The sequence below is a fragment of the Falsihalocynthiibacter sp. BN13B15 genome (assembly GCF_041205415.1).
Classification (GTDB): Bacteria; Pseudomonadota; Alphaproteobacteria; order Rhodobacterales; family Rhodobacteraceae; genus Falsihalocynthiibacter; species Falsihalocynthiibacter arcticus.
The window spans coordinates 85,027-106,283 of record NZ_JBGFCE010000010.1 but is presented as its reverse complement, the minus strand read 5'-3'; the positions used below and the strand labels follow the sequence as shown (position 1 = coordinate 106,283).

Annotated in this window: 23 protein-coding genes; 16 read left to right on the top strand and 7 right to left on the bottom strand. The window is 53.2% G+C overall.

The window, feature by feature from the left end:
* Positions 1-39 precede the first annotated feature (39 nt).
* The 13 genes from AB9F26_RS16005 to cysE all read left to right on the top strand — a co-directional run bounded on the left by AB9F26_RS16005 (position 40) and on the right by cysE (position 10,861).
* Entirely contained in the window at positions 40-639 is a 600-nt protein-coding gene (locus AB9F26_RS16005) for a head-tail connector protein (protein WP_335584259.1), read from the top strand.
* The gene (locus tag AB9F26_RS16000; protein WP_335584258.1) at positions 636-974 is read left to right on the top strand and encodes a phage head closure protein; all 339 of its coding nucleotides are present in this window, start codon (positions 636-638) and stop codon (positions 972-974) included. The genes AB9F26_RS16005 and AB9F26_RS16000 overlap by 4 nt, the downstream gene beginning before the upstream one ends.
* Complete coding sequence (locus tag AB9F26_RS15995; protein ID WP_335584257.1) at positions 971-1,378, top strand: DUF3168 domain-containing protein; 408 nt, start codon at positions 971-973, stop codon at positions 1,376-1,378. Before AB9F26_RS16000 ends, AB9F26_RS15995 begins: the two co-directional genes overlap by 4 nt.
* 26 nt (positions 1,379-1,404) lie before the next feature.
* On the top strand, positions 1,405-1,818 hold the full coding sequence (locus AB9F26_RS15990; RefSeq protein WP_369768460.1) for a phage major tail protein, TP901-1 family: 414 nt from the start codon (positions 1,405-1,407) through the stop codon (positions 1,816-1,818).
* Positions 1,818-2,153 carry a gene transfer agent family protein gene (locus AB9F26_RS15985; RefSeq protein ID WP_369768459.1) on the top strand — a complete coding sequence of 112 codons (336 nt, stop codon included), beginning with the start codon at positions 1,818-1,820 and terminating at the stop codon, positions 2,151-2,153. The genes AB9F26_RS15990 and AB9F26_RS15985 overlap by 1 nt, the downstream gene beginning before the upstream one ends.
* On the top strand, positions 2,153-2,359 hold the full coding sequence (locus AB9F26_RS15980; RefSeq protein ID WP_369757902.1) for a rcc01693 family protein: 207 nt from the start codon (positions 2,153-2,155) through the stop codon (positions 2,357-2,359). Before AB9F26_RS15985 ends, AB9F26_RS15980 begins: the two co-directional genes overlap by 1 nt.
* A 21-nt stretch (positions 2,360-2,380) precedes the next feature.
* The gene (locus tag AB9F26_RS15975) at positions 2,381-3,043 is read left to right on the top strand and encodes a phage tail tape measure protein (RefSeq protein WP_369756107.1); all 663 of its coding nucleotides are present in this window, start codon (positions 2,381-2,383) and stop codon (positions 3,041-3,043) included.
* 12 nt (positions 3,044-3,055) lie between these two features.
* Positions 3,056-3,688, top strand: a complete 633-nt coding sequence (locus AB9F26_RS15970; RefSeq protein ID WP_335584253.1) for a DUF2460 domain-containing protein — start codon at positions 3,056-3,058, stop codon at positions 3,686-3,688.
* Positions 3,688-4,599, top strand: a complete 912-nt coding sequence (locus AB9F26_RS15965) for a DUF2163 domain-containing protein (RefSeq protein ID WP_369768458.1) — start codon at positions 3,688-3,690, stop codon at positions 4,597-4,599. The genes AB9F26_RS15970 and AB9F26_RS15965 overlap by 1 nt, the downstream gene beginning before the upstream one ends.
* Complete coding sequence (locus AB9F26_RS15960; protein ID WP_335584251.1) at positions 4,599-5,039, top strand: NlpC/P60 family protein; 441 nt, start codon at positions 4,599-4,601, stop codon at positions 5,037-5,039. Before AB9F26_RS15965 ends, AB9F26_RS15960 begins: the two co-directional genes overlap by 1 nt.
* On the top strand, positions 5,039-8,959 hold the full coding sequence (locus AB9F26_RS15955; RefSeq protein ID WP_369768457.1) for a glycoside hydrolase/phage tail family protein: 3,921 nt from the start codon (positions 5,039-5,041) through the stop codon (positions 8,957-8,959). Before AB9F26_RS15960 ends, AB9F26_RS15955 begins: the two co-directional genes overlap by 1 nt.
* On the top strand, positions 8,952-9,662 hold the full coding sequence (locus AB9F26_RS15950) for a DUF2793 domain-containing protein (protein ID WP_335584249.1): 711 nt from the start codon (positions 8,952-8,954) through the stop codon (positions 9,660-9,662). The genes AB9F26_RS15955 and AB9F26_RS15950 overlap by 8 nt, the downstream gene beginning before the upstream one ends.
* A 395-nt stretch (positions 9,663-10,057) precedes the next feature.
* The gene (cysE, locus tag AB9F26_RS15945; RefSeq protein WP_039002068.1) at positions 10,058-10,861 is read left to right on the top strand and encodes a serine O-acetyltransferase; all 804 of its coding nucleotides are present in this window, start codon (positions 10,058-10,060) and stop codon (positions 10,859-10,861) included.
* 75 nt (positions 10,862-10,936) lie between these two features.
* Here cysE and AB9F26_RS15940 read toward each other — a convergent pair whose 3' ends face one another.
* From AB9F26_RS15940 to pgk, 6 genes are all read right to left on the bottom strand, one after another.
* Positions 10,937-12,223, bottom strand: a complete 1,287-nt coding sequence (locus tag AB9F26_RS15940; protein WP_335584248.1) for a pyruvate dehydrogenase complex dihydrolipoamide acetyltransferase — start codon at positions 12,221-12,223, stop codon at positions 10,937-10,939.
* An 11-nt stretch (positions 12,224-12,234) separates the two neighbouring features.
* Positions 12,235-13,617, bottom strand: coding sequence for a pyruvate dehydrogenase complex E1 component subunit beta (locus AB9F26_RS15935; protein WP_335584247.1), 1,383 nt, complete (start codon positions 13,615-13,617; stop codon positions 12,235-12,237).
* 22 nt (positions 13,618-13,639) lie between these two features.
* Positions 13,640-14,629 (bottom strand): pyruvate dehydrogenase (acetyl-transferring) E1 component subunit alpha, encoded by a 990-nt coding sequence (gene pdhA, locus AB9F26_RS15930; protein WP_335584246.1) that lies wholly within the window; start codon positions 14,627-14,629, stop codon positions 13,640-13,642.
* Between the two features lie 139 nt (positions 14,630-14,768).
* Positions 14,769-15,071 carry a septum formation initiator family protein gene (locus tag AB9F26_RS15925; protein ID WP_335584245.1) on the bottom strand — a complete coding sequence of 101 codons (303 nt, stop codon included), beginning with the start codon at positions 15,069-15,071 and terminating at the stop codon, positions 14,769-14,771.
* Positions 15,072-15,251: 180 nt separating this feature from the next.
* Complete coding sequence (locus AB9F26_RS15920; protein WP_335584244.1) at positions 15,252-16,181, bottom strand: class I fructose-bisphosphate aldolase; 930 nt, start codon at positions 16,179-16,181, stop codon at positions 15,252-15,254.
* Between the two features lie 192 nt (positions 16,182-16,373).
* A complete protein-coding gene (gene pgk / locus AB9F26_RS15915; RefSeq protein ID WP_369768455.1) occupies positions 16,374-17,552 on the bottom strand; it encodes a phosphoglycerate kinase in 1,179 nt (392 codons plus the stop codon).
* Positions 17,553-17,683: 131 nt separating this feature from the next.
* Between pgk and AB9F26_RS15910 the strand changes: the two genes are divergently transcribed.
* From AB9F26_RS15910 to AB9F26_RS15900, 3 genes are all read left to right on the top strand, one after another.
* Positions 17,684-18,190 (top strand): peptidylprolyl isomerase, encoded by a 507-nt coding sequence (locus AB9F26_RS15910; protein ID WP_039002075.1) that lies wholly within the window; start codon positions 17,684-17,686, stop codon positions 18,188-18,190.
* On the top strand, positions 18,183-18,797 hold the full coding sequence (locus AB9F26_RS15905) for a peptidylprolyl isomerase (RefSeq protein ID WP_369768454.1): 615 nt from the start codon (positions 18,183-18,185) through the stop codon (positions 18,795-18,797). The genes AB9F26_RS15910 and AB9F26_RS15905 overlap by 8 nt, the downstream gene beginning before the upstream one ends.
* Before the next feature lie 126 nt (positions 18,798-18,923).
* A complete protein-coding gene (locus tag AB9F26_RS15900) occupies positions 18,924-19,895 on the top strand; it encodes a DUF3179 domain-containing protein (RefSeq protein ID WP_335584241.1) in 972 nt (323 codons plus the stop codon).
* A gap of 42 nt (positions 19,896-19,937) precedes the next feature.
* On the opposite strand, the gene tyrS is transcribed toward AB9F26_RS15900, so the two are convergent.
* Positions 19,938-21,191 carry a tyrosine--tRNA ligase gene (gene tyrS, locus AB9F26_RS15895; protein ID WP_335584311.1) on the bottom strand — a complete coding sequence of 418 codons (1,254 nt, stop codon included), beginning with the start codon at positions 21,189-21,191 and terminating at the stop codon, positions 19,938-19,940.
* Positions 21,192-21,257 lie beyond the last annotated feature (66 nt).

Sequence of the window (21,257 nt, the reverse complement as noted above, 5' to 3'; positions counted from 1 at the left end):
TCAAACGGTACATGAAAATCGATATTTCGGAGAGTTTCCATGATGTTAATCGAGCAGACCACAGTTCCCACTTCGGCATTGCCGATTCAGGGATTTAAAGACCACCTGCGGTTGGGCACCGGGTTTGCCGATGACGGTTTTCAGGACGATGTTTTGAATACTTGTCTACGGGCCGCGATGGCCGCGATTGAAGCCCGAACCGGTAAAATGATGATTGAACGCGCGTTTCAGTGGGAGCTTACGGGTTGGCGCGGCCTTTCGGAGCAGGCGCTACCAGTGGCACCCGTGTCCGCCATCAACAGTCTCACGGTGAAGGATCGTTTGGGGGATGCGACGCTTGTTGATCCTACTCGCTATGTGTTGCAGCGCGATAATCAGCGGCCAAAAATTCAGGCCACTGGCGCGTGTCTACCCACCGTTCCGCTTGGCGGTCTTGTCGAGGTTATTTTTACGGCTGGATTTAGTGGTGCTTGGGAAGGGATGCCGGCGGATTTGGGGCAAGCGATGTTCTTGCTTGCGGCGCATTTCTACGAGCATCGGACCGAAGGGGAAGGCAATCGCGGGTCTATGCCATTTGGTGTGTCATCGCTGATTGAGCCTTTCCGGACAGTTCGAATTCTAGGTGGGGGTGTGGCATGAGCGTTCCGAAATTAAATCGGCAGCTTGTGCTTGAGGCACCTGAACGGGTGGCGGATAACTCTGGCGGGTTCGTTGAGAAATGGGCCGCCCTTGGTACCCATTGGGCCGCCATTGATCCCGGCGCTGCCCGCGAGAAAGCGGGCGACTTTTTGACGATCTCGTCGACGAGCCTCAAGATCACAGTCCGTGCGGCACCGTATGGTGCGCCTAGTCGACCCAAAGCCGATCAACGCTTTATTGAAGGGGCACGGATTTATCGCATTCAAGCGGTGACCGATGCCTATGAGAGTGGTCAGTATTTGGTCTGCATCTGTCAAGAAGAGGTGGTGTCATGAGCTATGGTGTTTCAGCCGCACTTCAGGCGGCGATTTACCAACGCCTGACATCGAGTTCAGCGTTGGTGTCGCTCGTAGGGGATGCGGTTTATGACAATCCGCCCTCCGGAACTCTGCCCGAAACCTATGTGAGTTTGGGGCCAGAAGACGTGCGTGACCGCTCGGATGGTCAGGGCCACGGGGCGTTGCATACCTTTACGATCAGTGTGGTGACGGATGCTGCTGGCTTTCAAACAGCCAAGACAATTGCGGCCGTGATATCGGACCGATTGGTTGATGCAGACCTACGGTTGAGCCGCGGAAAACTGATTTATTTGAATTTTGAACGCGCCATAGCTCGGCGTGTCGGAAACAGCGAAATGCGCCGGATCGATCTGAGATTTCGCGCTCGCGTGGAAGACTAATAATCCCAAATTTTGGAGTAATGACCATGGTAGCCCAAAACGGCAAAGACCTACTTATCAAGCTCGACATGACCGGTGGCGGGTTGTTTGAGACTATCGCTGGGCTTCGGGCCACGCGGATCAGTTTTAATGCAGAGAGCGTGGATGTCACGAGCCTTGAGAGCCAAGGCGGTTGGCGCGAATTGCTCGGCGGTGCGGGGGTAAAAACAGCCTCGATTAGTGGTTCGGGGATTTTCAAAGATGAGGGAACCAATGAGCGTGCGCGCCAAATTTTCTTCGACGGAGAAATTCCGAATTTTCAGGTGATTATACCCGATTTCGGCGTTGTCGAAGGGCCGTTTCAAGTGAACTCGATTGAATACTCGGGAAGCCACAATGGCGAGGCAACCTACGACTTGTCGATGGCGTCTGCGGGCGCGCTTCAGTTCACAGCGCTGTAATGGCGAATCCGTGGGCAGGAGAGGTTGAGCTTACTCTGGATGGGGAACGTCGCGCTCTCAAGCTAACGCTTGGGTCACTCGCTGAGCTCGAAAGTACGCTGGCAACGGGAACGCTCATTGACTTGGTTGAGCGTTTTGAATCGGGCAAATACTCCACGCGCGATGTTCTGGCACTCATTGTAGCTGGGCTTCGCGGCGGTGGGTGGCAAGGGCGCAGTGAGGACTTATTGCAGGCCGATATTGCGGGCGGACCGATTGAAGCAGCCCGTATTGCGGCACAATTGTTGGTCCTTGCGTTCACCATCCCCGGAACCTCTGAAGCCGGAGCGCTTTAGTGGCGATTGGAGAAGGATACGGCATGGACTGGCCTGCGCTTATGCGTGCGGGGCTTCGCGGATTGGGCCTTCAACCAGAAGAGTTTTGGCGGCTCACCCCGGCGGAATTGATGATGATGTTGGGCAGCGAGGAACAACAAATGCCCTTGAGCCGCAGCCGGCTTGAGGATTTGTCGCGCCTGTATCCCGACGTTTTGAACACATAAAAAATCAGGAGCGCGATCATGATCCAAGATGTAGATGGTATTGGCCAATTTGATGAGAGGGTCGACTCCCTTGAAAACAGCATGAGTGGTGCGGTGGCAATGGCGGCCGCATTTGATGCAGAATTGATCAAGATGCGCGAAACTTTGAGTGCAACGGGCAACGAAGTTGATACGCTCTCGAAAGGAATTGGACGCGGGCTGCGGCGAGCATTTGACGGGCTTGCGTTTGACGGCATGAAGCTTTCGGATGCTCTCAATACGGTAGCGAAGTCCATGATCGATACCGCTTATGCTGCAGCAATCAAGCCAGTGACCAACCAACTCGGTGGAATCATTGCGACCTCGGTTAGCAATGCGGTCTCCGGTGCGATCCCCTTTCAAAAGGGTGGAGCGTTTACTCAAGGCAAAGTCATGCCGTTTGCGAAGGGGGGCGTGATTTCCGGCCCGATGAACTTTCCGATGCGTGGCGGCATGGGCTTGATGGGGGAGGCAGGTCCGGAAGCGATCATGCCTTTGGCGCGGGGGGCAGATGGCAGTCTCGGGGTGAAAACCCAAGGGGGAGGCCGTCCCGTGAATATTACCATGAACATTAGTACCCCAGATGCGCAGGGTTTCCAGCGCAGTCAGGGACAAATCGCGGCGCAGTTAAGTCGTGCCATGGGACGTGGTCAGCGCAACGCGTAGGGAGGAATTACGATGGGTTTTCATGAGGTAAGGTTTCCAGCATCCTTGAGTTTCGGGTCTGTTGGCGGACCAGAACGCAAGACAGATGTTGTCACGCTCGCCAATGGTTTTGAAGAGCGCAACACGCCGTGGGCGCATTCTCGGCGCCGCTATGACGCGGGTGTTGGAATGCGCTCCCTTGATGACATTGAGTTGTTGATTTCGTTTTTTGAGGCGCGGCGCGGGCAACTTCATGGCTTCCGGTGGAAAGACTGGTCGGATTTTAAATCTGGACGCCCCTCAATGGAGCCAACGTTTGAGGATCAAGTCATCGCGCATGGGGACGGATTGCAGGCCGTGTGGCAACTCAATAAGACTTACGAGTCTGGGAGCTACACCTATACACGGCCTATTAAAAAACCCGTTGAAGGGACTGTTCGTCTTGGGATCCAGGGGGATATTCTACAGGAAAGTATCGATTTTGACATCGACTTTTCGACGGGCCTCGTCGCATTCTCGCACCCACCAGATGTAGGCGTCGCGATCACGGCTGGTTTTGAGTTTGACGTCCCTGTCCGTTTCGATGCCGATAGAATCCACACGTCCGTTGCAAGCTTTCAAGCGGGTGATGTGCCAAATGTGCCGATTGTTGAGGTGCGTGTATAATGACACTTTCTCCAGAACTGAAAACGCATCTTAAGTCGGGTATCACGAGTGTTAGCCGCTGTTGGGCCGTTACGCGAACCGATGGTATTTCCCTCGGTTTTACGGATCACGACGAAAACATTGCCTTCGATGGCGTTGATTTTCTCGCCAATACGGGGCTTACGGCGCGTGCGCTACAGCAAACGACGGGCCTTGCAGTAGATAATACTGAAGCCCTAGGTGCGCTCAACAGCGACACAATTCGCGAAGAAGATATCGCAGCCGGGCGCTATGACGGGGCACAGGTTTTGGCGTGGCTAGTCAATTGGCAGAATCCAATCGAAAGAACGCTCCAGTTTCGCGGTACAATCGGTGAATTGACGCGTGGAGATGGGGCGTTTCAAGCTGAGTTGCGCGGTCTAACAGAAGCGCTAAATCAACCCCAAGGACGGACCTACCAAAAACCTTGCTCTGCTGTACTGGGAGATCATTCTTGCCGCTTTAATCTTGATACTGCTGGCTATGTTACGACGCGTCCTGTCGAGACAATAAAAAACGCGCGCGAGATGTTTTTTGATGACTTTCTAGGGTTTGATGATCGGTGGTTTGAGCGCGGTCGTTTTAAAGTTCTAAGTGGGAATGCAAAAGGGCTTATTGGCTTTATCAAGAATGACCGCCTCACGGACAAAGGTCGCACGATTGAACTTTGGGAAGCCCTTCGATTGTCGTTGGACTCCGGTGATCTTGTTCGGTTTGAAGCTGGATGTGACAAACGTGTAAAAACGTGCCAGTTGAAATTCCAGAATTTTCTAAACTACCAAGGGTTTCCAGACATTCCTGGGGAAGATTGGCTTATGAGCTATCCGTCATCGGGAGACGTTAACGAAGGGGGCCAACTTGTTTCTTCTCAACAAACGGTTGAGGTGGGCTGATGCAAAGCGAGTTGATCGTACAAGCCGCGCGTTCGTGGCTTCGGACACCATACCGCCACCAAGCGTCGCAAAAAGGCGCGGGCACTGACTGCCTAGGTCTTTTACGTGGGGTTTGGCGGGAAGTATTGGGGTTTGAGCCAACGCGGGTGCCAGCCTATACGAATGACTGGAGCGAACCTCAGGGGGTTGAAGAACTCTGGGAAGCCGCGCTTGTGCATCTAATTGCGAAGCCCCTTGATCATGCGGCAATGGGGGACGTTCTGTTGTTTCGGATGCGCGTTGGCGCTGTTGCTAAGCATCTTGGCATTCAAGGGAATGTCGGATCTGAGCCAAGTTTTATTCATGCATATTCAGGGCACGGGGTGCTGGAAAGCCCCCTGAGTGCGCCGTGGCAGCGCCGAATTGTGGCGCGATTTGAGTTTCCCGAGGAGGGGTCCTAATGGCGACGATAGTTCTTTCTGCGATTGGTTATAGTTTAGGCGCCTCTTTTGGGGGAGCAGCACTTGGCATTTCGTCTGCGATCATTGGGCGCGCTGTTGGTGCGACCCTTGGCCGAGTTATCGATCAACGCCTTATGGGGTCTGGATCGCAGGCCGTCGAAACCGGCCGCGTGGATCGGTTCCGGATTATGGGGGCGAGCGAAGGTACCGCAATCCCACAACTCTATGGGCGCATGCGCGTACCCGGGCAGGTAATATGGTCCACGCGCTTCAAAGAAGAAAAAAGCACCACGCGCAGTGGTGGCAAAGGCGCGCCCAAAGGCCCATCGGTCACGAGTTATGCGTACTCGGTAAGTGCTGCGGTTGCACTATGTGAGGGCGAGATTACACGGGTTGGTCGTGTGTGGGCCGATGGCGTTGAAATATCGTCCGAAAACTTGAATATGCGCTTTTATCGGGGGGACAGTACCCAGATGCCCGATCCGAAAATGGAGGCAATTCAAGGAGCGGGAAATGTACCCGCCTATCGTGGAATTGCATATATCGTGTTTGAAGACTTGCCTTTGGGGCAGTTTGGAAATCGTTTTCCTCAGTTTAGTTTTGAAGTTGTGCGGCCTGCACAGCCCGAGATTACAAATGCTGTCGATGATCCCGTCAATATGATTGAAGGCGTGGCTTTAATACCAGGGACGGGGGAATATACTTTGGCCACGACGCCAGTCCATTTCCAGAGTGGCTTAGGTGTGAACACTTCTGTCAACGTCAACTCTCCGTCGGGGAAAACAGATTTTTTGACGTCTATGGATGCGCTCCGAGAAGAGTTGCCCGCGTGTAAATCTATATCGATGGTTGTGAGTTGGTTTGGCGATGATTTGAGGGCCGGTAGTTGTTCACTGAAGCCGAAAGTTGAACAAACCATTTCTGATGGATTCGGAATGCCGTGGCAGGTTTCCAGTTTGGATCGTTTGGGTGCGGAAGAAATCGTCAAAATTGATGATCGAACGATTTATGGTGGCACCCCCACGGACCAATCGGTGATTGAAGCCATTACTGATATCAATTCTTCGGGGCAAGACGTTGTTTTTTATCCGTTTATTTTGATGGATCAAATTGACGGAAATGGATTGTCCGACCCTTATACAGGGGCTGCCGATCAGCCGGCCCTTCCGTGGCGCGGTCGAATAACACTTTCTGTGGCCCCTGGGCAGTCTGGTTCACCTGATAAAACTGTGGTCGCCGAGGACGAGATCGAGAGTTTCTTTGGCACAGCGTCTGCGAATGATTTCAACCAAACAGCAACTGGTGTGAATTACACGGGGCCAGATGAGTGGAGTTATCGCAGGTTCATACTTCATTACGCGCATTTGTGTGAAGTTTCTGGTGGAGTTTCGGCATTTTGTATCGGTTCTGAAATGCGCGGAGTGACGCAAATTCGCGGCGCAAATGGAAGCTTTCCAGCCGTTGCACAATTGGTTTCGCTTGCTGCAGATGTTCGCAGCATTCTTGGGAGTGAAACAAAAATTGGATATGCGGCCGATTGGAGCGAATATTTTGGGTATCATCCACAGGATGGTTCTGGTGATGCGCTGTTTCACCTCGACCCCCTCTGGGCGTGTGCAGATATCGATTTTATCGGAATTGACAACTATATGCCGATGTCTGACTGGCGTGAGGGGCAAGATCACCTCGATGCGTCTTGGGGCTCGATTTACAATTTGGACTACTTGAAATCCAACATTGAGGGCGGGGAAGGCTACGACTGGTACTACCATTCCTCAGAAGCGAGAGCTGCCCAAATCCGCACGCCAATAGAAGATGGGGCGTATGACGAAGCATGGGTTTGGCGCTATAAAGACATAAAGAACTGGTGGCAGAACCCTCATCATGAACGCATAAGTGGGATCCGTCAGGCCACATCAACAAATTGGACGCCTAGTAGTAAACCAATCTGGTTTACGGAAATCGGTTGTGCGGCTGTGAATAAAGGTACAAATCAACCCAACAAATTTATTGATGCAAAATCGAGTGAAAGCAGCCTTCCGAACCACTCAGATGGCACGCGGGACGATTTTGTTCAAATGCAATACTTACGCGCTCTGTATTCCTATTGGAATACCCCCGCCAATAACCCTGTATCCGATGATACTGGAATTCAAATGCTCGACATGAAAAAAGCGCATGTTTGGGCATGGGATGCGCGACCCTACCCATATTTTCCAAACGCCCTCAGTGTTTGGAGCGACGGTAAGAACTATGAGCGCGGTCACTGGCTGAACGGTCGTACTGGTGCAAGATCCCTTTCCTCAGTTGTCGCTGAGATATGTGAGAGATCGGGCGTCAAGGATTACGATACATCGAAGTTATACGGGTTCGTGCGAGGGTACCAAGTTTCGGATATTTCTGGCGCGCGGTCAGCCTTGCAACCGCTGATGCTTGCTTATGGATTCGAAGCCATTGAGCGCGATGGCACTTTGGTTTTCAAAACGCGAAGCGGCTTGCCAGATTTGGATATTGAAACTGAAAAGCTTGCGATCCTCCCAGATCAGGATGCTCTCGTTCAGACTTCAAGAGCACCCGTCGCGGAAGTGGCTGGCCGAATTCGCCTGACCTTTGTTGAAAACGATGGCGATTTTGAAGTTCGCGCTACAGAGGCCATTCATCCAGACGAGGTGACCTATATGGTCTCCCAGTCTGAGTTGCCTCTTGCTTTGACGCAAACCGAAGCGCGCGCAATTGTGGAACGCTGGTTGGCAGAAAGCCGGGTTGCTCGTGACACTGTGCGCTTTGCTATGCCGATGTCAGAAATGGAGATTGGTGCCGGAGATATTCTACGCTTTGAAGAAGCCGGTGGGGAGGCGCTCTATAGGGTTGATAATGTAGAACAGGGGGGTGCTCAAATTCTGGACGCGGTTCGCGTTGAGCACGAGATTTACACGCCAAGTGACGCCACATCGGAGCCAATTGGCGTTCGGGGGTTTACCGCTCCGGTTCCCGTGTATCCGGTCTTTTTGGATTTACCACTACTGTCAGGGGACGAAAACCCCAACGCTCCTCACCTTGCTATTACCGCCACGCCCTGGCCTGGGTCAGTTGCTGTTTATGGATCTTCGGAAGATGCGGGATACACGCTAAATACACTCGTTGGTACATCCTCAACGATTGGTGAAACACGAACTGCATTGGTAAAAGCTCACACTGGATTGCCAGATCGGGGCGCACCACTTCGGGTAAAAGTTTACGGAGGAGCCTTGTCCTCCATGACTTGGGAAGGACTGTTGAACGGAAGGAATTTAGCCGCCATCGGGGATGGAACTAGCGAGAATTGGGAGGTGTTCCAATTTGCCGAAGCCACTCTCGTTGACAAAGATACCTATGAATTAAGTTTGCGGCTTCGCGGTCAATTGGGCAGTGACGCAATCGTCCCAGACAGCTGGCCTGTGGGAAGTCACTTTGTTTTGCTGAATGGTACGCCCCAACAAATCGACATTTCGGCCGCCTCACAAGGGCTGGAACGTCATTATCGAATAGGTCCATCGACACGGTCTTTCGACGATCCGAGTTATGTTTACATCAGCGAAGCATTTCAAGGCATAGGCTTGCGCCCATACGCGCCCGTGCATGTTCAAGGAAAGCATGACGGAGCAAACTTGGAAGTTTCGTGGATCCGGCGCACACGATTTGGCGGCGATACATGGTCGGGAATTGATGTCCCTTTAAATGAAGAATCCGAAAGCTATATTTTGCGTGTTTTGGACGGAAATAATATCGTCCGAGAGGTCACGACGACCTCCTCAAACTACACCTATACCACAGCTCAGATCGCCCAAGATGGTGTGAGTGCTCCCTTTGGGTTGGAAGTTGCCCAAGTCTCCCAGCGTTTTGGTGCTGGCCCCTTTAGAAGGATTGAAATCAATGACTAATACTGGAAATTTGGGCTTGCCATTGGTACAGCCGAGCCAAGCGCAAAAGCATATTACGGTCAACGAAAGCCTCGCGAAACTGGATGGGTTAACCCAATTGATTTTGATCTCAATTTCAACGGGGACGCCGCCGTTGTCCGCGTCGGACGGGGCATCCTATGGTGTGCCAATCGGAGGGGTGAATGCATGGGCTGGCCATGATGGCGAGGTCGCAATTTTTTCCAATGGAGGATGGGTCTTTTCCAATCCTCAAACGGGCTGGAGAGCCTGGATTGCAGATCAGGCTTATTTAGCTCTGTTTGATGGATCGACTTGGGCTCAGGGCGCCGTTGCACAATCACCCAACGGGGCGAAATCAGGGTTTTCTGTCTTGGAGTTTGATCATGTTATCTCCGCGGGAAGTTCCAACTCAACCGCTGTTATGATTCCCTCCCATGCGATGCTTTTTGGCGTATCGGGAGTGGTCGTGAGCGACGTGACTGGGACGCTGACAAGTTGGAGTTTGGGGAAGTCTGGGTCCCTGAGTCAGTTTGGAAGCGGCCTGGGCCTCGCATCAAATTCCTATGTACGTGGTACGTTGTCGTCCCCGTATACCGAGTACAGTCCTACCTCCCTACTTTTAACGGCCGACGGAGGTGATTTTGCAAGTGGGACTGTTCGTCTAGCCATCCACTATTACTCACTCACGATTCCGAGCATTTAAATGCGGCCTGTGTTGCACGGGGATATGACCGCAGCGGCGCGCGCTCTTCTTTGTTTTCCAGAGAGGAGGCGTGTTAGTGCTTTTCAACTCATGCTGACGGAGGCAGAGGCTGCGGATAAATACCGAAAATCCACCGGCCGGTGTCATCCGCTATGGGGAAACGGTAGCCTTATGGCGGCGGCGAATATGCGTCCTCAAGCAAAGGAGCCGTACTTGGATGATTTGGAATACTGTGGGATTTTAGCGCTAACATTTGAATGTTTATTGGCGTGGCGCATGAAGCAACGAAACCGAGCATAGTTCCATAACTTCTTCGAATATGTTGTATCACACCTTTGCGATTGTTGATTTCTCCCTATCTGTTGTAGACTGGGGTGAAATTGAAAGGGTACATCATGGCGAAAGCGCAGAAAAACATTAGTGAGATTGATCCTGTCTGGTCGCGAATTTGCCATGAAGCAGAGGAGGCGGTGCGTGACGAGCCTTTGATGGGCGGCATGTTACACGGCTCTCTCCTGCATCATGCGTCTCTAGAAGGTGCCTTGGCGTACCGTTTGTCGTTAAAGCTGGCGTCGCCGGAAATGTCGGAACAGATACTGCGGGAAATTGCAGATCAAGCTTATGCCGACGATCCGAGTTTGATTGAAGCCGCGCGTGCAGACCTTGTTGCCGTGAACGAACGGGATCCAGCCTGTAATCGTTATATTCAGCCCATCCTTTACTTCAAAGGATTTCAGGCCATGCAAGCCTATCGGATTGGGCACTGGTTGTGGAAAAAAGAGCGTTTCGATATGGCGTTCTTTTTACAAATGCGTATTTCCGAAGCCTTTGGCATCGATATACATCCGGCGGCCAGAGTCGGCAAAGGCATTATGATGGATCACGCCCATTCGATTGTTATCGGTGGCACCGCAGTGGTTGGCGACAACGTTTCAATCTTGCAGTCGGTGACCTTAGGTGGCACGGGCAAAGAGAGCGGCGACCGCCACCCGAAAATCGGTGATGGCGTCTTGATTGGAGCTGGCGCGAAAATTCTTGGCAACATTAAAGTCGGACGTTGCAGTCGGATTGCGGCAGGTTCGGTTGTACTTCACGAAGTACCGCCATGCACAACTGTTGCTGGCGTGCCTGCCAAGGTTGTGGGCGAAGCGGGATGCCCTCAGCCTTCGATTTCAATGAACCAAGTGATCGGTAAATAGGGATTTACGAACACTGAAAACAAAAACGCCGGCGCTTCACAGCGCCGGCGTTTTTGTTTGAACAGTAACTTCTAATTAAGCCAGCATCGCAATCGGGTTTTCGAGGTTTTCAACGATTGCATTGAGTAGGTTCGCCCCAATCGCCCCGTCAATAACACGGTGGTCGACCGACATGGTGACTGACATAACTGTCGCGACGGTCAGTTCGCCGTCGTCGCCAACCACAGGGCGTTTCTTGCCGGCGCCCACAGCCAAAATGCCAGCATGTGGAGGATTCACGATGGCATCAAAGTTATCGATGCCAAACATACCGAGGTTTGAAATCGCGAACGAACCGCCCTGATATTCGTGTGGCGCAAGTTTGCGAGTCCGCGCACGCGCAGCCAAATCTTTCATTTCGGCGGAGAGGGCTGAGAGCGATTTCATCTGCGAATCTTGGAGCACTGGGGTAAACAGACCGCCTTCAATGGCGACTGCAACAGCAACATCCGAGGATTTCATCTGAAGTACACGATCCCCAGCCCATACGGCGTTGGCTTCAGGCACTTGTTGCAGGGCGAGCGCCACCGCTTTTATGATGAAGTCATTGACCGAGAGTTTTACTCCACGGGCTTCAAGCTGCTTGTTGAGGGTGCCACGGAATTTGAGCAAAGCATCAAGTTTGATATCACGGCGTAGATAGAAGTGCGGCACCGTTTGCTTGGCTTCGGTCAGGCGGGCAGCAATTGTTTTGCGCATACCGTCAAGGGTGATTTCTTCGTAGTCGCGATCTGCGTACATCTTGGCAACTTGGCTTGCATCTGCTCCGGTTGCTAGGGCCGCTTTGGCTGGAGCCGCAGAAGTGGCTGGCGCGGATTTAGGCGCTGCCGTTGCATTCTCTACATCAGCTTTTACGATCCGTCCTTTTGGACCCGATCCTGAAATAGCGCTCAAGTCGAGACCTTTATCCGCAGCAATCCGCCGCGCAAGTGGGGAGGCGAAGAGGCGTTCACCCGAGGCCGCAGCGGGGGCTGCTGGGGTAGACGCGGCAGCCGGGCTTGTTTCAACACTTTCTGCTTTTTCTGGTGCGGCTTCTGTTTTCTTGGCCGCAGCAGGTGCACCAATGTCACTTGCGCTTTCGCCATCCTCTAAGAGAACAGCAATCAGAGTGTTGACGGCAACTCCCTCGGTGCCTTCGGCAACGAGGATTTTACCAATAACGCCTTCGTCCACGGCTTCAAATTCCATGGTGGCTTTGTCGGTTTCGATTTCCGCAATCAGGTCGCCAGAAGAGACGGTATCGCCTTCCTTAACGAGCCATTTTGCGAGGGTGCCTTCTTCCATCGTTGGAGAAAGCGCGGGCATGAGTATTTCGATTGGCATCCGGTTTCTCCTTAACGATAAGTTACTTGTTTCACGGCGTCGATTACTTCAGCCGTTGTGATCAAGGCAAGTTTTTCAAGGTTGGCAGCATAGGGCATCGGAACGTCCTTGCCTGTGCAATTGATTACGGGTGCATCCAAATAGTCAAAGGCGCGTTCCATAATCGTGGCCGAGATGTGGTTGCCGATGGCACCCACCGGATAGCCTTCTTCGACAGTCACACAACGGTTTGTTTTCATCACAGATTTCAGAACCGTGTCATAGTCGATTGGGCGCAAGGTGCGCAGATCTATGACCTCAGCCGAGATGCCTTCTTCGGCCAATTTATCCGCAGCTTCGAGGGAATAAGTCATGCCAATCCCAAAGGACACGATGGTCACATCCGTGCCTTCACGCCAGATTTTGGCCTTACCAAACGGCACGGTGAAATCATCCATGACGGGCACATCAAAAGTCTTGCCATAGAGAATTTCGTTCTCAAGGAAGATCACTGGGTTGTTGTCGCGGATCGCGGTTTTCATCAATCCTTTAGCGTCTGCCGCCGAATAGGGCATGACAACTTTAAGGCCGGGGATTGCCGCATACCATGCCGCATAACACTGGCTGTGCTGTGCGCCAACACGAGCCGCAGCACCGTTTGGTCCGCGGAACACCATAGGTGCGCCCATTTGACCGCCCGACATATATAGCGTTTTGGCGGCTGAATTGAGGATTTGGTCAATCGCTTGCATCGCGAAGTTGAAGGTCATGAACTCCACAATCGGACGCAAACCGCCGAACGACGCGCCGGTGGCAATGCCCGCAAACCCATGCTCGGTGATTGGGGTGTCGATCACGCGCTTGGCGCCAAACTCATTCAACATGCCTTGAGAAATCTTATAAGCGCCTTCGTATTCGGCAACTTCTTCGCCCATAAGGAACACAGTGTCGTCGCGTCGCATTTCTTCGGACATCGCGTCGCGGATGGCTTCGCGAACTGTTGTTGGGCGCATTTCGGTGCCCGCTGGGATTTCGGTTTCGTCTGGCACTTTGACCTGTACAGGCGCTGCTGCAACCGCAGGGGTAGGGGCCGCAGCCTCAACCGCCGCAGATGTAGTAGCTGTGGCGGCATCGGGTGTGGCCGCTGCCGCGGGCGTGGCGTTGGCGTCGTCGCCTTCTTCGAGCAAGATCGCAATCGGTGTGTTGACGGGGACGCCTTCGGTGCCCTCCGCGATCAGGATTTTGCCCATCACACCTTCATCGACCGCTTCGAATTCCATCGTCGCTTTGTCGGTCTCGATCTCGGCCATAATCATGCCGCTCTCGATAACGTCGCCTTCTTTAACCAGCCATTTTGCCAATGTGCCTTCCTCCATAGTCGGGGAAAGCGCGGGCATTAGAATTTCTGTAGCCATTGTATAAGTCTCCTCTGTCCGCTTAGGCGTAAATATCTGTGTAAAGCTCGGCGAGCGCGGGCTCGGGGCTTTCTTTGGCAAATTCTGCCGCCTCGTTCACGGTCGCTTTGATCTCTTTATCTATGGCTTTTAGCTCATCTTCGGTCGCATGATCACCGGTCAGCAACATCGTGCGCACTTGATCGATACAATCGCGTTCTTCGCGCATCTTCTGAACTTCTTCACGCGTGCGATATTTCGCCGGATCCGACATTGAGTGACCACGATAACGATATGTTTTCATTTCGAGAATATAAGGGCCTTCGCCAGCGCGACAATGGGCAATGGCTTTGGCTGCTGCTTCTTTGACCGCGAGCACATCCATGCCATCGACCGCTTCGCCGGGGATCGAAAACCCTGCGCCGCGTGTATAAAGTTCGGGGGAAGAGGACGCGCGCTGAAGGCTGGTGCCCATAGCGTATTGGTTGTTCTCAATCACGAAGACAACGGGCAATTTCCAAAGCGAGGCCATGTTGAATGTCTCGTAAACTTGTCCTTGGTTCGCTGCGCCATCGCCGAAATAGGCAAAGGATACGCGGTCGTTGCCGAGATATTTGTCGGCAAAAGCAAGGCCCGCACCAATTGGCACCTGTGCGCCAACGATCCCGTGGCCGCCGTAGAAGTTCTTCTCTTTGCTAAACATGTGCATTGAGCCGCCCTTACCTTTGGAGTAGCCACCTTCGCGTCCGGTAAGTTCTGCCATAACGCCTTTAGGGTCCATGCCACAGGCCAACATATGTCCGTGATCGCGGTAAGAGGTGACGCGTTTGTCGCCTTCTTCGGTCGCGGCCTCAATGCCAACCACAACGGCCTCTTGGCCAATGTACAGGTGACAGAAACCACCGATCAAACCCATGCCATAAAGCTGTCCCGCTTTTTCTTCGAATCGACGGATCAATAACATTTCGCGGTAATACGTAAGCAGTTCGTCTTTAGAAACATTTGGTTTCTTTGACGTTTTCCGAGCGGCCATAGGTTTCTCCTCTATCGCTAAGCAAAGGTGGATTTGAATATAGTTTAACGTTAAACTATATATATTCCATACGGGAGCAAAAAGCGAGGGAGAAATTTACGACTCCCTAAAGGGGGAGTTAATTCAGCGCGTTAACAGATTAACGAACGACGATTTCGTTGCTGCGCACAAGGCCAAGAACGGTGCGGGCTTGCTCATCCAGAAGATCAAGATCAAGGTACTCATCCGACAGGCGATGGGTCTTATTCTTCATCACGCGCACTTCACCTGAAATGGCCTCCAACTCACCCTTGAGCACTTCAACTTCTGCTTGAATTTGAATGCGATGAAACACCCCGTAATCGCCTTGAACGGCGGCAAAGGTAAAATAGACGGACAGCGCAACCGCGCCAGCACCGAACAATAGAACCCCATATGCGGGGCGTTTCTTCACATAACTCATATCTGCCTCATTGCGTCCCCTTCTATGGAGGATCACTCCCCCTTTATGTCACAAGTGATTCCCCATGTGAATCCCTTGATTCACAGAATGATCACTTTTTTACGACACTGTTCTAAAACGAAAAAACCCCAGACGCGTGTCCGGGGTTTTGATTGTTTTTTGAACTGGCGCGAAGGAGGCTTATTCGTTGCCTTTGTAGATGTTGACCAGCTTGCTCAACATGGCCAGCGCATCGGCGCGATCCCGTTGGAAACTGTTGCGGCCAATGATCGACCCATTGCCGCCACCGTCGCGAATGGCGCGGGCATCGTCATACACACTGTCCGCACCCTTTTTGGCGCCGCCCGAGAAAACAACAATTCGACGACCGGCAAAACTCGCGTCCATGCAATGCTTCACGCGCGCAGCTTGGGTCGAGATATCAATCTTCTGTTCCTCATAAACCGCTTTGGCTTCAGGGAGGGAGAGATGGTCGGTCGAGAGCTTGATTTTGATGATATGTGCCCCAAGAAGGGCCGCGATTTGCGCCGCGTAGGCCGCGATATCGATCGCAGTTTCACCATTTTTATCAAGCGCTTCGCCGCGAGGGTAGGACCAGATTACCGTCGCCACACCTTTGGCCGCGGCTTCTTCGCGCATAGCGCTGATTTCTTCGAACATATCAAGCCCAGCTGAGGAGCCGGGGTAGATTGTGAAGCCAATCGCCGAGGCGCCAATGCGCAGCGCATCGTCAACACTTGCGGTAATCGCTTGGTCTTTCAGAGCCGCATTGGGGATCAAGGAATTCGCCGAGTTCACCTTGAGGATCGTCGGGATTTGCCCTGCAAAAGTGTCTGCCCCAGCTTCAAGCAAACCAAGCGGCGCGGCAAAAGCATTTAGGCCCGCGTCGATGGCAAGTTGATAGTGATAGTGGGGGTCATAGGCGGCAGGGTTGGCCGCGAAACTGCGCGCGCCACCATGTTCAAACCCTTGGTCAACGGGAAGGATAATCACTTTCCCCGTGCCTCCGAGTTCCCCGTTCATCAGGATGCGGCAGAGATTGGCTTTTACGCCGGGCGTCTCGCCTTCATATTTGGAAAGAATTTGCTGAACGATGGGGGTAGCTCTCATGGGATGATGTCCTCTTTGGCAGATGTTTTTTGGGCCATAGGGTCGTCATACAGAGCAGGGAGGTGGTTTCAAGTTTGATAGCGTTAACATGACGGATGATTGCGCTAACAGTCTGAAATGATGCGTTGAATTTCACATAATGGAACAAAGTTGCGCAAAAAAAAGGCGCGCCTTTTGGATTATTGGGAAAAATTACCCTTCGAGAGCGGCAACGCCCGGAAGGGTTTTGCCTTCCATCCACTCAAGAAAAGCGCCACCCGCGGTTGAGATATAGGTGAAGTCCTCGGCGGCTCCGGTTTTGTTAAGCGCGGCAACCGTGTCGCCTCCGCCAGCAACCGAGATCAAGTTGCCAGCTTTGGTCATGGCTGCGGCTTGCTCGGCAGCGGCATTGGTCGCGGTATCAAACGGTGCAATTTCAAACGCACCAAGGGGGCCATTCCAAATCAGGGTTTCACTGGCGGCCATAGCTTGCGAAATAATCGCGACCGTGGCGGGGCCAGCATCCAAAATCATCGCGTCGGCGGGGCAGGCGTCGGCGGCAACCGTTTCGTTCTTTGTATTAGCGGAAAATTCCCACGCAACCACAACATCTACGGGCAGGATCACATTACAATTGGCGGTTTTAGCCTTGGCCAAAATCTCCAACGCCGTGCCCGTCATCTCATGCTCGGCCAGCGATTTTCCGACATTGATCCCCTGCGCCGCAAGGAAGGTATTCGCCATGCCGCCGCCGATGACAAGGTGATCAACTTTGGCCACCAAATTGCCCAAAAGTTCAAGTTTTGTAGAGACTTTCGCGCCACCAACAACCGCCATTACGGGGCGTTTCGGGGTGCTAAGTGCGCCCTCAAGCGCGGACAATTCCGCCTGCATCAAACGGCCCGCACAAGACGGCAAAAGGCGTGCGATCGCTTCGGTGGAAGCATGTGCGCGGTGGGCGGCGGAAAACGCGTCGTTGCAGTAAATGTCGCCCAATCCCGCCAAACGTGCAGCAAATGCGGGGTCGTTTTTCTCTTCGCCCGGCGCAAACCGGAGGTTTTCCAGCAACAAAACCTCGCCGTCTTTCATCGCTGCAACCGCCGCGCTATATTGCCCGTCGGCAAAGCTAACCTCTTGGCCAAGGGCCGCCGAAAGGGCTGGCAAAACGATCCGCAAGCTCATCTCTGGAACCACTTGTCCCTTGGGACGACCATAATGCGCCATCAAAATGGGTTTGCCGCCACGGGCCAAAATATCGCGTACCGTCGGCACGATACGTTGAATGCGCGTGTCGTCGGTGACGACTCCATCGGCAACCGGCACGTTGATATCCACACGGACCAAAACGCGTTTTTGGGCGAGATCCATGTCGTCGAGGGTTTTCCAAGCCATGTGTCGGCTCCTGTTTTGAAGGTGATTTGCCCTTTCACACAGTATCTTGCGGCTCGCGTCAAGCATTTGCCTCTTTTCCTTTGGCTCTATCGCGCATAAGTTTAGGCAAACCACGCTATAAGGACATTGAAATGACTGATTACAAAGATCCCGAAAACACAATCTTGCTCGAACTAAAAGGCGGCACTGTCGTCATCGAATTGCTTCCTGATGTGGCACCTGCCCACGTTGCACGAATGAAAGAACTGGCGCGCTCTGGTGCCTATGACAACGTCGCGTTCCACCGCGTCATTCCTGGCTTTATGGCGCAAACTGGCGACGTGGCGCATGGCAACATGGAAAACGATTTTAACCTGCGTCGCGCTGGCACTGGTGCCTCCGAGATGCCTGATGTTCCAGCAGAATTCTCTAAAATTCCCCACGCACGCGGCTCGATTGGTGCGGCGCGTTCGGCCAACCCAAACTCGGCTAACTCCCAGTTTTTCATCAACTTTTCCGACAATGACTTCTTGAACGGTCAATACACTGTCTATGGTCAAGTTAAATCAGGCATGGAACACGTCGACGCAATCGTTGTGGGCGAGCCTCCTGAAAATCCCGATCGTATGATCAGCATGAAAGTTGCCGCCGATGCGTAACAATGACATGATTGCAGCGGGTCTTGGCATTCTGGGCGTCGCTGTTTTTGGCGCTTGGTTCATGATGGATCAAACCGCAAATGCACAGACCGCGCTTGCCGAAGATGGGCCGGGCCCAAACCTCGTGATTGACGTCGCTGGTGGCACAGAAGGGCAGATCGTCATCGATCTATTGTCAGACGTTGCCCCCAAACACGTTGAACGTATCGTGACCCTCGCCAACGAAGGCGCCTATGACAATGTGGCATTTCACCGTGTTATCGACGGTTTCATGGCGCAAACAGGCGACGTCGAAAACGCGAAGATGGACGGAGACTTGGATCTCGCGGGCACTGGCGGCTCGGTTTATGAGGATCTGAAAGCCGAATTCTCGGCTGAGACGTTCAACCGCGGCGCTGTGGGCATGGCCCGTTCGCAAAGTCCCGATTCTGCGAACAGTCAGTTCTTCATCATGTTCGCCCCTGCGCCCCATTTGGACGGTCAATACACCGTTGTCGGCCATGTGATCGCAGGTATGGACGTGGTTGACGCGATCAAACTCGGCACAGGGCAGGGCGGATCGGTTTCCGACCCTGACTATATGTCGACAGTTACCGTCGTAGAATAAGAGTTAGCGCCCGCCATCTAACGGTGGGCGCTTTTTTACGGAATGACGCGGGTTCAAGACCGCGTGAGAGGGGCTATATTTCGCGGCCCGTCCTTGTCACACTCCTCTGATCAACAGGAGGAAGCTATGACACCCAAGTCCCATCTATTGACCCTTGTTTTTATCTGCAGCGCAAGCCTTGCAGCGGCAAATCCCGATGCGTGGAAATCCGAATGGCCCAGCACCGATTTCACCACCACAACCATTGACGATTGGTCCGAAATCCTCTCCGGTGGCCCGCCCAAAGATGGCATTCCAGCTCTGTCAGATCCGTCATTTATAGCCGCTTCTGACGAGGCAAAAATCGGTGGCCGCGAGCCGGTTATCACCTTGGAAATAAAAGGGGAAACGCCGCGCGCCTACCCAATTCGCTACCTCACATGGCATGAAATCGTCAATGACGACGTGGGCGATATCCCTGTGGCCGTGACCTTCTGTCCCCTGTGCAACTCAGGTATGGTTTTTGATCGCCGTTTGGGAGGCGACTTGCTCACATTTGGCGTGTCAGGCAAGCTGCGCAACTCGGATATGGTGATGTTTGATCGCGAGACCGAAAGCTGGTGGCAACAAGCGATTGGAACGGGCATTGTCGGCGTGCATACGGGCGACGAACTGACGCAATTGCCCGCATGGATGGAGGGTTTTGACCAGTTCAAGGCGCGCAATCCAAATGGCCTTGTGATGAAGGAGCCAGACTGGCCGCGTAGTTATGGCCAGAATCCCTATCGTGGCTATGACAGTTCAAGTCAGCCGTTTTTATATCGGGGTGAAAATCCGCCGCATGGCATTTCGCCTCTGATGCGCGTTGTACGTGTCGGGGATGCCGCATGGCCGTTGGATCGCCTGTCTGAAGTCGGAGAAGTTACTGAAAATGGGGTCAAAATCACGTGGCGTGAGGGCCAAACCAGTGCTCTGGATAAAGCCGATATCGCCACCAGTCGCGAGGTTGGCAGCATCCGTGTCAAAGACGCAAGCACTGGCGCGGATGTGCCGCATGACGTGCTGTTTGCCTTTGCGTTTCACGCCTTTTGGCCAGACGGAAAATGGATGCTCAAATAGAGAACGCGCCGCAATGGGCGCGTTCTCCTGTAACTTCGGCGATTAGCCTTGTGCAACAATCAAGGCGTGGCGTTTCTTGCCCGCGCTCAGCTTCATCGGGGCTGCAAGCGCCGCCACATTGATCATCAACCCCGCGTCTGTTAGGGCCTCGTCGTTAACCTTTGCGCCGTTCTCCGAGATCAGGCGTTTGGCTTCTTTGCCTGATTTCACCAAGCCCGATTTGACCAAAAGTTGGACGATTGAAATGCCGTCGCCAATGTCTTCGGCACTCAGGGTCACAGTTGGCAGGTCATCACCAATCCCGCCCTTTTCAAACACTTCGCGTGCCGTCTCTTCGGCGGTCTTTGCGGCCTCTGCACCATGCGCGAGGGTCGTGACCTCATTGGCGAGGAGGATTTTCGCAGCGTTGATTTCGGACCCTTCAAGGGCGCCCAAACGGTCACATTCCTCAATCGGCAGTTCGGTATAAAGCTTGAGAAAACGGCCTACGTCGGCATCCGTCGTATTGCGCCAGAATTGCCAGAATTCATACGGGCTGCGCATCGCTGGATTGAGCCAAACAGCGCCATCTTGCGACTTGCCCATTTTCTTGCCATCCGACGTCGTCAAAAGGGGCGACGTCATGCCATAAATTTGGTGGTCCAGAACGCGGCGCGTAAGGTCGATCCCGTTGACAATATTGCCCCATTGATCCGACCCACCAAGCTGAAGGAGACAGCCGTAGCGACGGTTTAGCTCAAGAAAATCATAGGCTTGGAGAATCATGTAGTTGAATTCAAGGAAGCTCAGACTCTGTTCGCGATCAAGGCGCGACTTTACGCTCTCAAACGCCAACATACGGTTGACCGAGAAATGCCGCCCAATGTCGCGCAAAAACTCAAGATAGTTCAACCCGTCAAGCCATTCGGCGTTGTTCACCATCACCGCATCTGTCACGCCGTCACCAAAGGTTACATAGGCCGAGAACACCTGTTTGATACCGTCGATATTGGCGTTGATTTGGTCATCCGTTAACAAAGGCCGCTCATCCGCCCGAAAGGAAGGGTCGCCAACCTTGGTCGTGCCGCCGCCCATCAAAACGATCGGTTTGTGGCCAGATTTTTGCAGCCAGCGCAGCATCATGATTTGTATCAAGCTGCCCACGTGCAAGGAATTCGCCGTGGCGTCAAACCCGATATAGGCCGGAACGACGCCTGCGATCAGCGCTTCGTCAAGCGATTGATAATCGGTGCAGTCGGCCAAATAGCCGCGGTCGATCATCACACGCATAAACTCTGATTTTGGGTGGTAGGTCATCGTCATTTGGTCCATTCTATTCGTTAACGCCTCTGGGTATAAGGGGGCTGCGCACAAAGGGGAAGT

Excerpts from the sequence above, each read along its gene's own strand:
- AB9F26_RS15900 (WP_335584241.1), top strand. The coding sequence starts at position 18,924 with ATGACACCCAAGTCCCATCTATTGACCCTTGTTTTTATCTGCAGCGCA.
- pgk (WP_369768455.1), bottom strand. The coding sequence starts at position 17,552 with ATGGCTTGGAAAACCCTCGACGACATGGATCTCGCCCAAAAACGCGTT.
- AB9F26_RS15955 (WP_369768457.1), top strand. The coding sequence starts at position 5,039 with ATGGCGACGATAGTTCTTTCTGCGATTGGTTATAGTTTAGGCGCCTCT.
- AB9F26_RS15905 (WP_369768454.1), top strand. The coding sequence starts at position 18,183 with ATGCGTAACAATGACATGATTGCAGCGGGTCTTGGCATTCTGGGCGTC.
- AB9F26_RS15920 (WP_335584244.1), bottom strand. The coding sequence starts at position 16,181 with ATGAGAGCTACCCCCATCGTTCAGCAAATTCTTTCCAAATATGAAGGC.
- AB9F26_RS15985 (WP_369768459.1), top strand. The coding sequence starts at position 1,818 with ATGGCGAATCCGTGGGCAGGAGAGGTTGAGCTTACTCTGGATGGGGAA.
- tyrS (WP_335584311.1), bottom strand. The coding sequence starts at position 21,191 with ATGACCTACCACCCAAAATCAGAGTTTATGCGTGTGATGATCGACCGC.
- pdhA (WP_335584246.1), bottom strand. The coding sequence starts at position 14,629 with ATGGCCGCTCGGAAAACGTCAAAGAAACCAAATGTTTCTAAAGACGAA.
- AB9F26_RS15965 (WP_369768458.1), top strand. The coding sequence starts at position 3,688 with ATGACACTTTCTCCAGAACTGAAAACGCATCTTAAGTCGGGTATCACG.
- cysE (WP_039002068.1), top strand. The coding sequence starts at position 10,058 with ATGGCGAAAGCGCAGAAAAACATTAGTGAGATTGATCCTGTCTGGTCG.
- AB9F26_RS15940 (WP_335584248.1), bottom strand. The coding sequence starts at position 12,223 with ATGCCAATCGAAATACTCATGCCCGCGCTTTCTCCAACGATGGAAGAA.
- AB9F26_RS15995 (WP_335584257.1), top strand. The coding sequence starts at position 971 with ATGAGCTATGGTGTTTCAGCCGCACTTCAGGCGGCGATTTACCAACGC.
- AB9F26_RS15910 (WP_039002075.1), top strand. The coding sequence starts at position 17,684 with ATGACTGATTACAAAGATCCCGAAAACACAATCTTGCTCGAACTAAAA.
- AB9F26_RS15960 (WP_335584251.1), top strand. The coding sequence starts at position 4,599 with ATGCAAAGCGAGTTGATCGTACAAGCCGCGCGTTCGTGGCTTCGGACA.
- AB9F26_RS15925 (WP_335584245.1), bottom strand. The coding sequence starts at position 15,071 with ATGAGTTATGTGAAGAAACGCCCCGCATATGGGGTTCTATTGTTCGGT.
- AB9F26_RS15935 (WP_335584247.1), bottom strand. The coding sequence starts at position 13,617 with ATGGCTACAGAAATTCTAATGCCCGCGCTTTCCCCGACTATGGAGGAA.
- AB9F26_RS15950 (WP_335584249.1), top strand. The coding sequence starts at position 8,952 with ATGACTAATACTGGAAATTTGGGCTTGCCATTGGTACAGCCGAGCCAA.
- AB9F26_RS16005 (WP_335584259.1), top strand. The coding sequence starts at position 40 with ATGATGTTAATCGAGCAGACCACAGTTCCCACTTCGGCATTGCCGATT.
- AB9F26_RS16000 (WP_335584258.1), top strand. The coding sequence starts at position 636 with ATGAGCGTTCCGAAATTAAATCGGCAGCTTGTGCTTGAGGCACCTGAA.
- AB9F26_RS15970 (WP_335584253.1), top strand. The coding sequence starts at position 3,056 with ATGGGTTTTCATGAGGTAAGGTTTCCAGCATCCTTGAGTTTCGGGTCT.
- AB9F26_RS15990 (WP_369768460.1), top strand. The coding sequence starts at position 1,405 with ATGGTAGCCCAAAACGGCAAAGACCTACTTATCAAGCTCGACATGACC.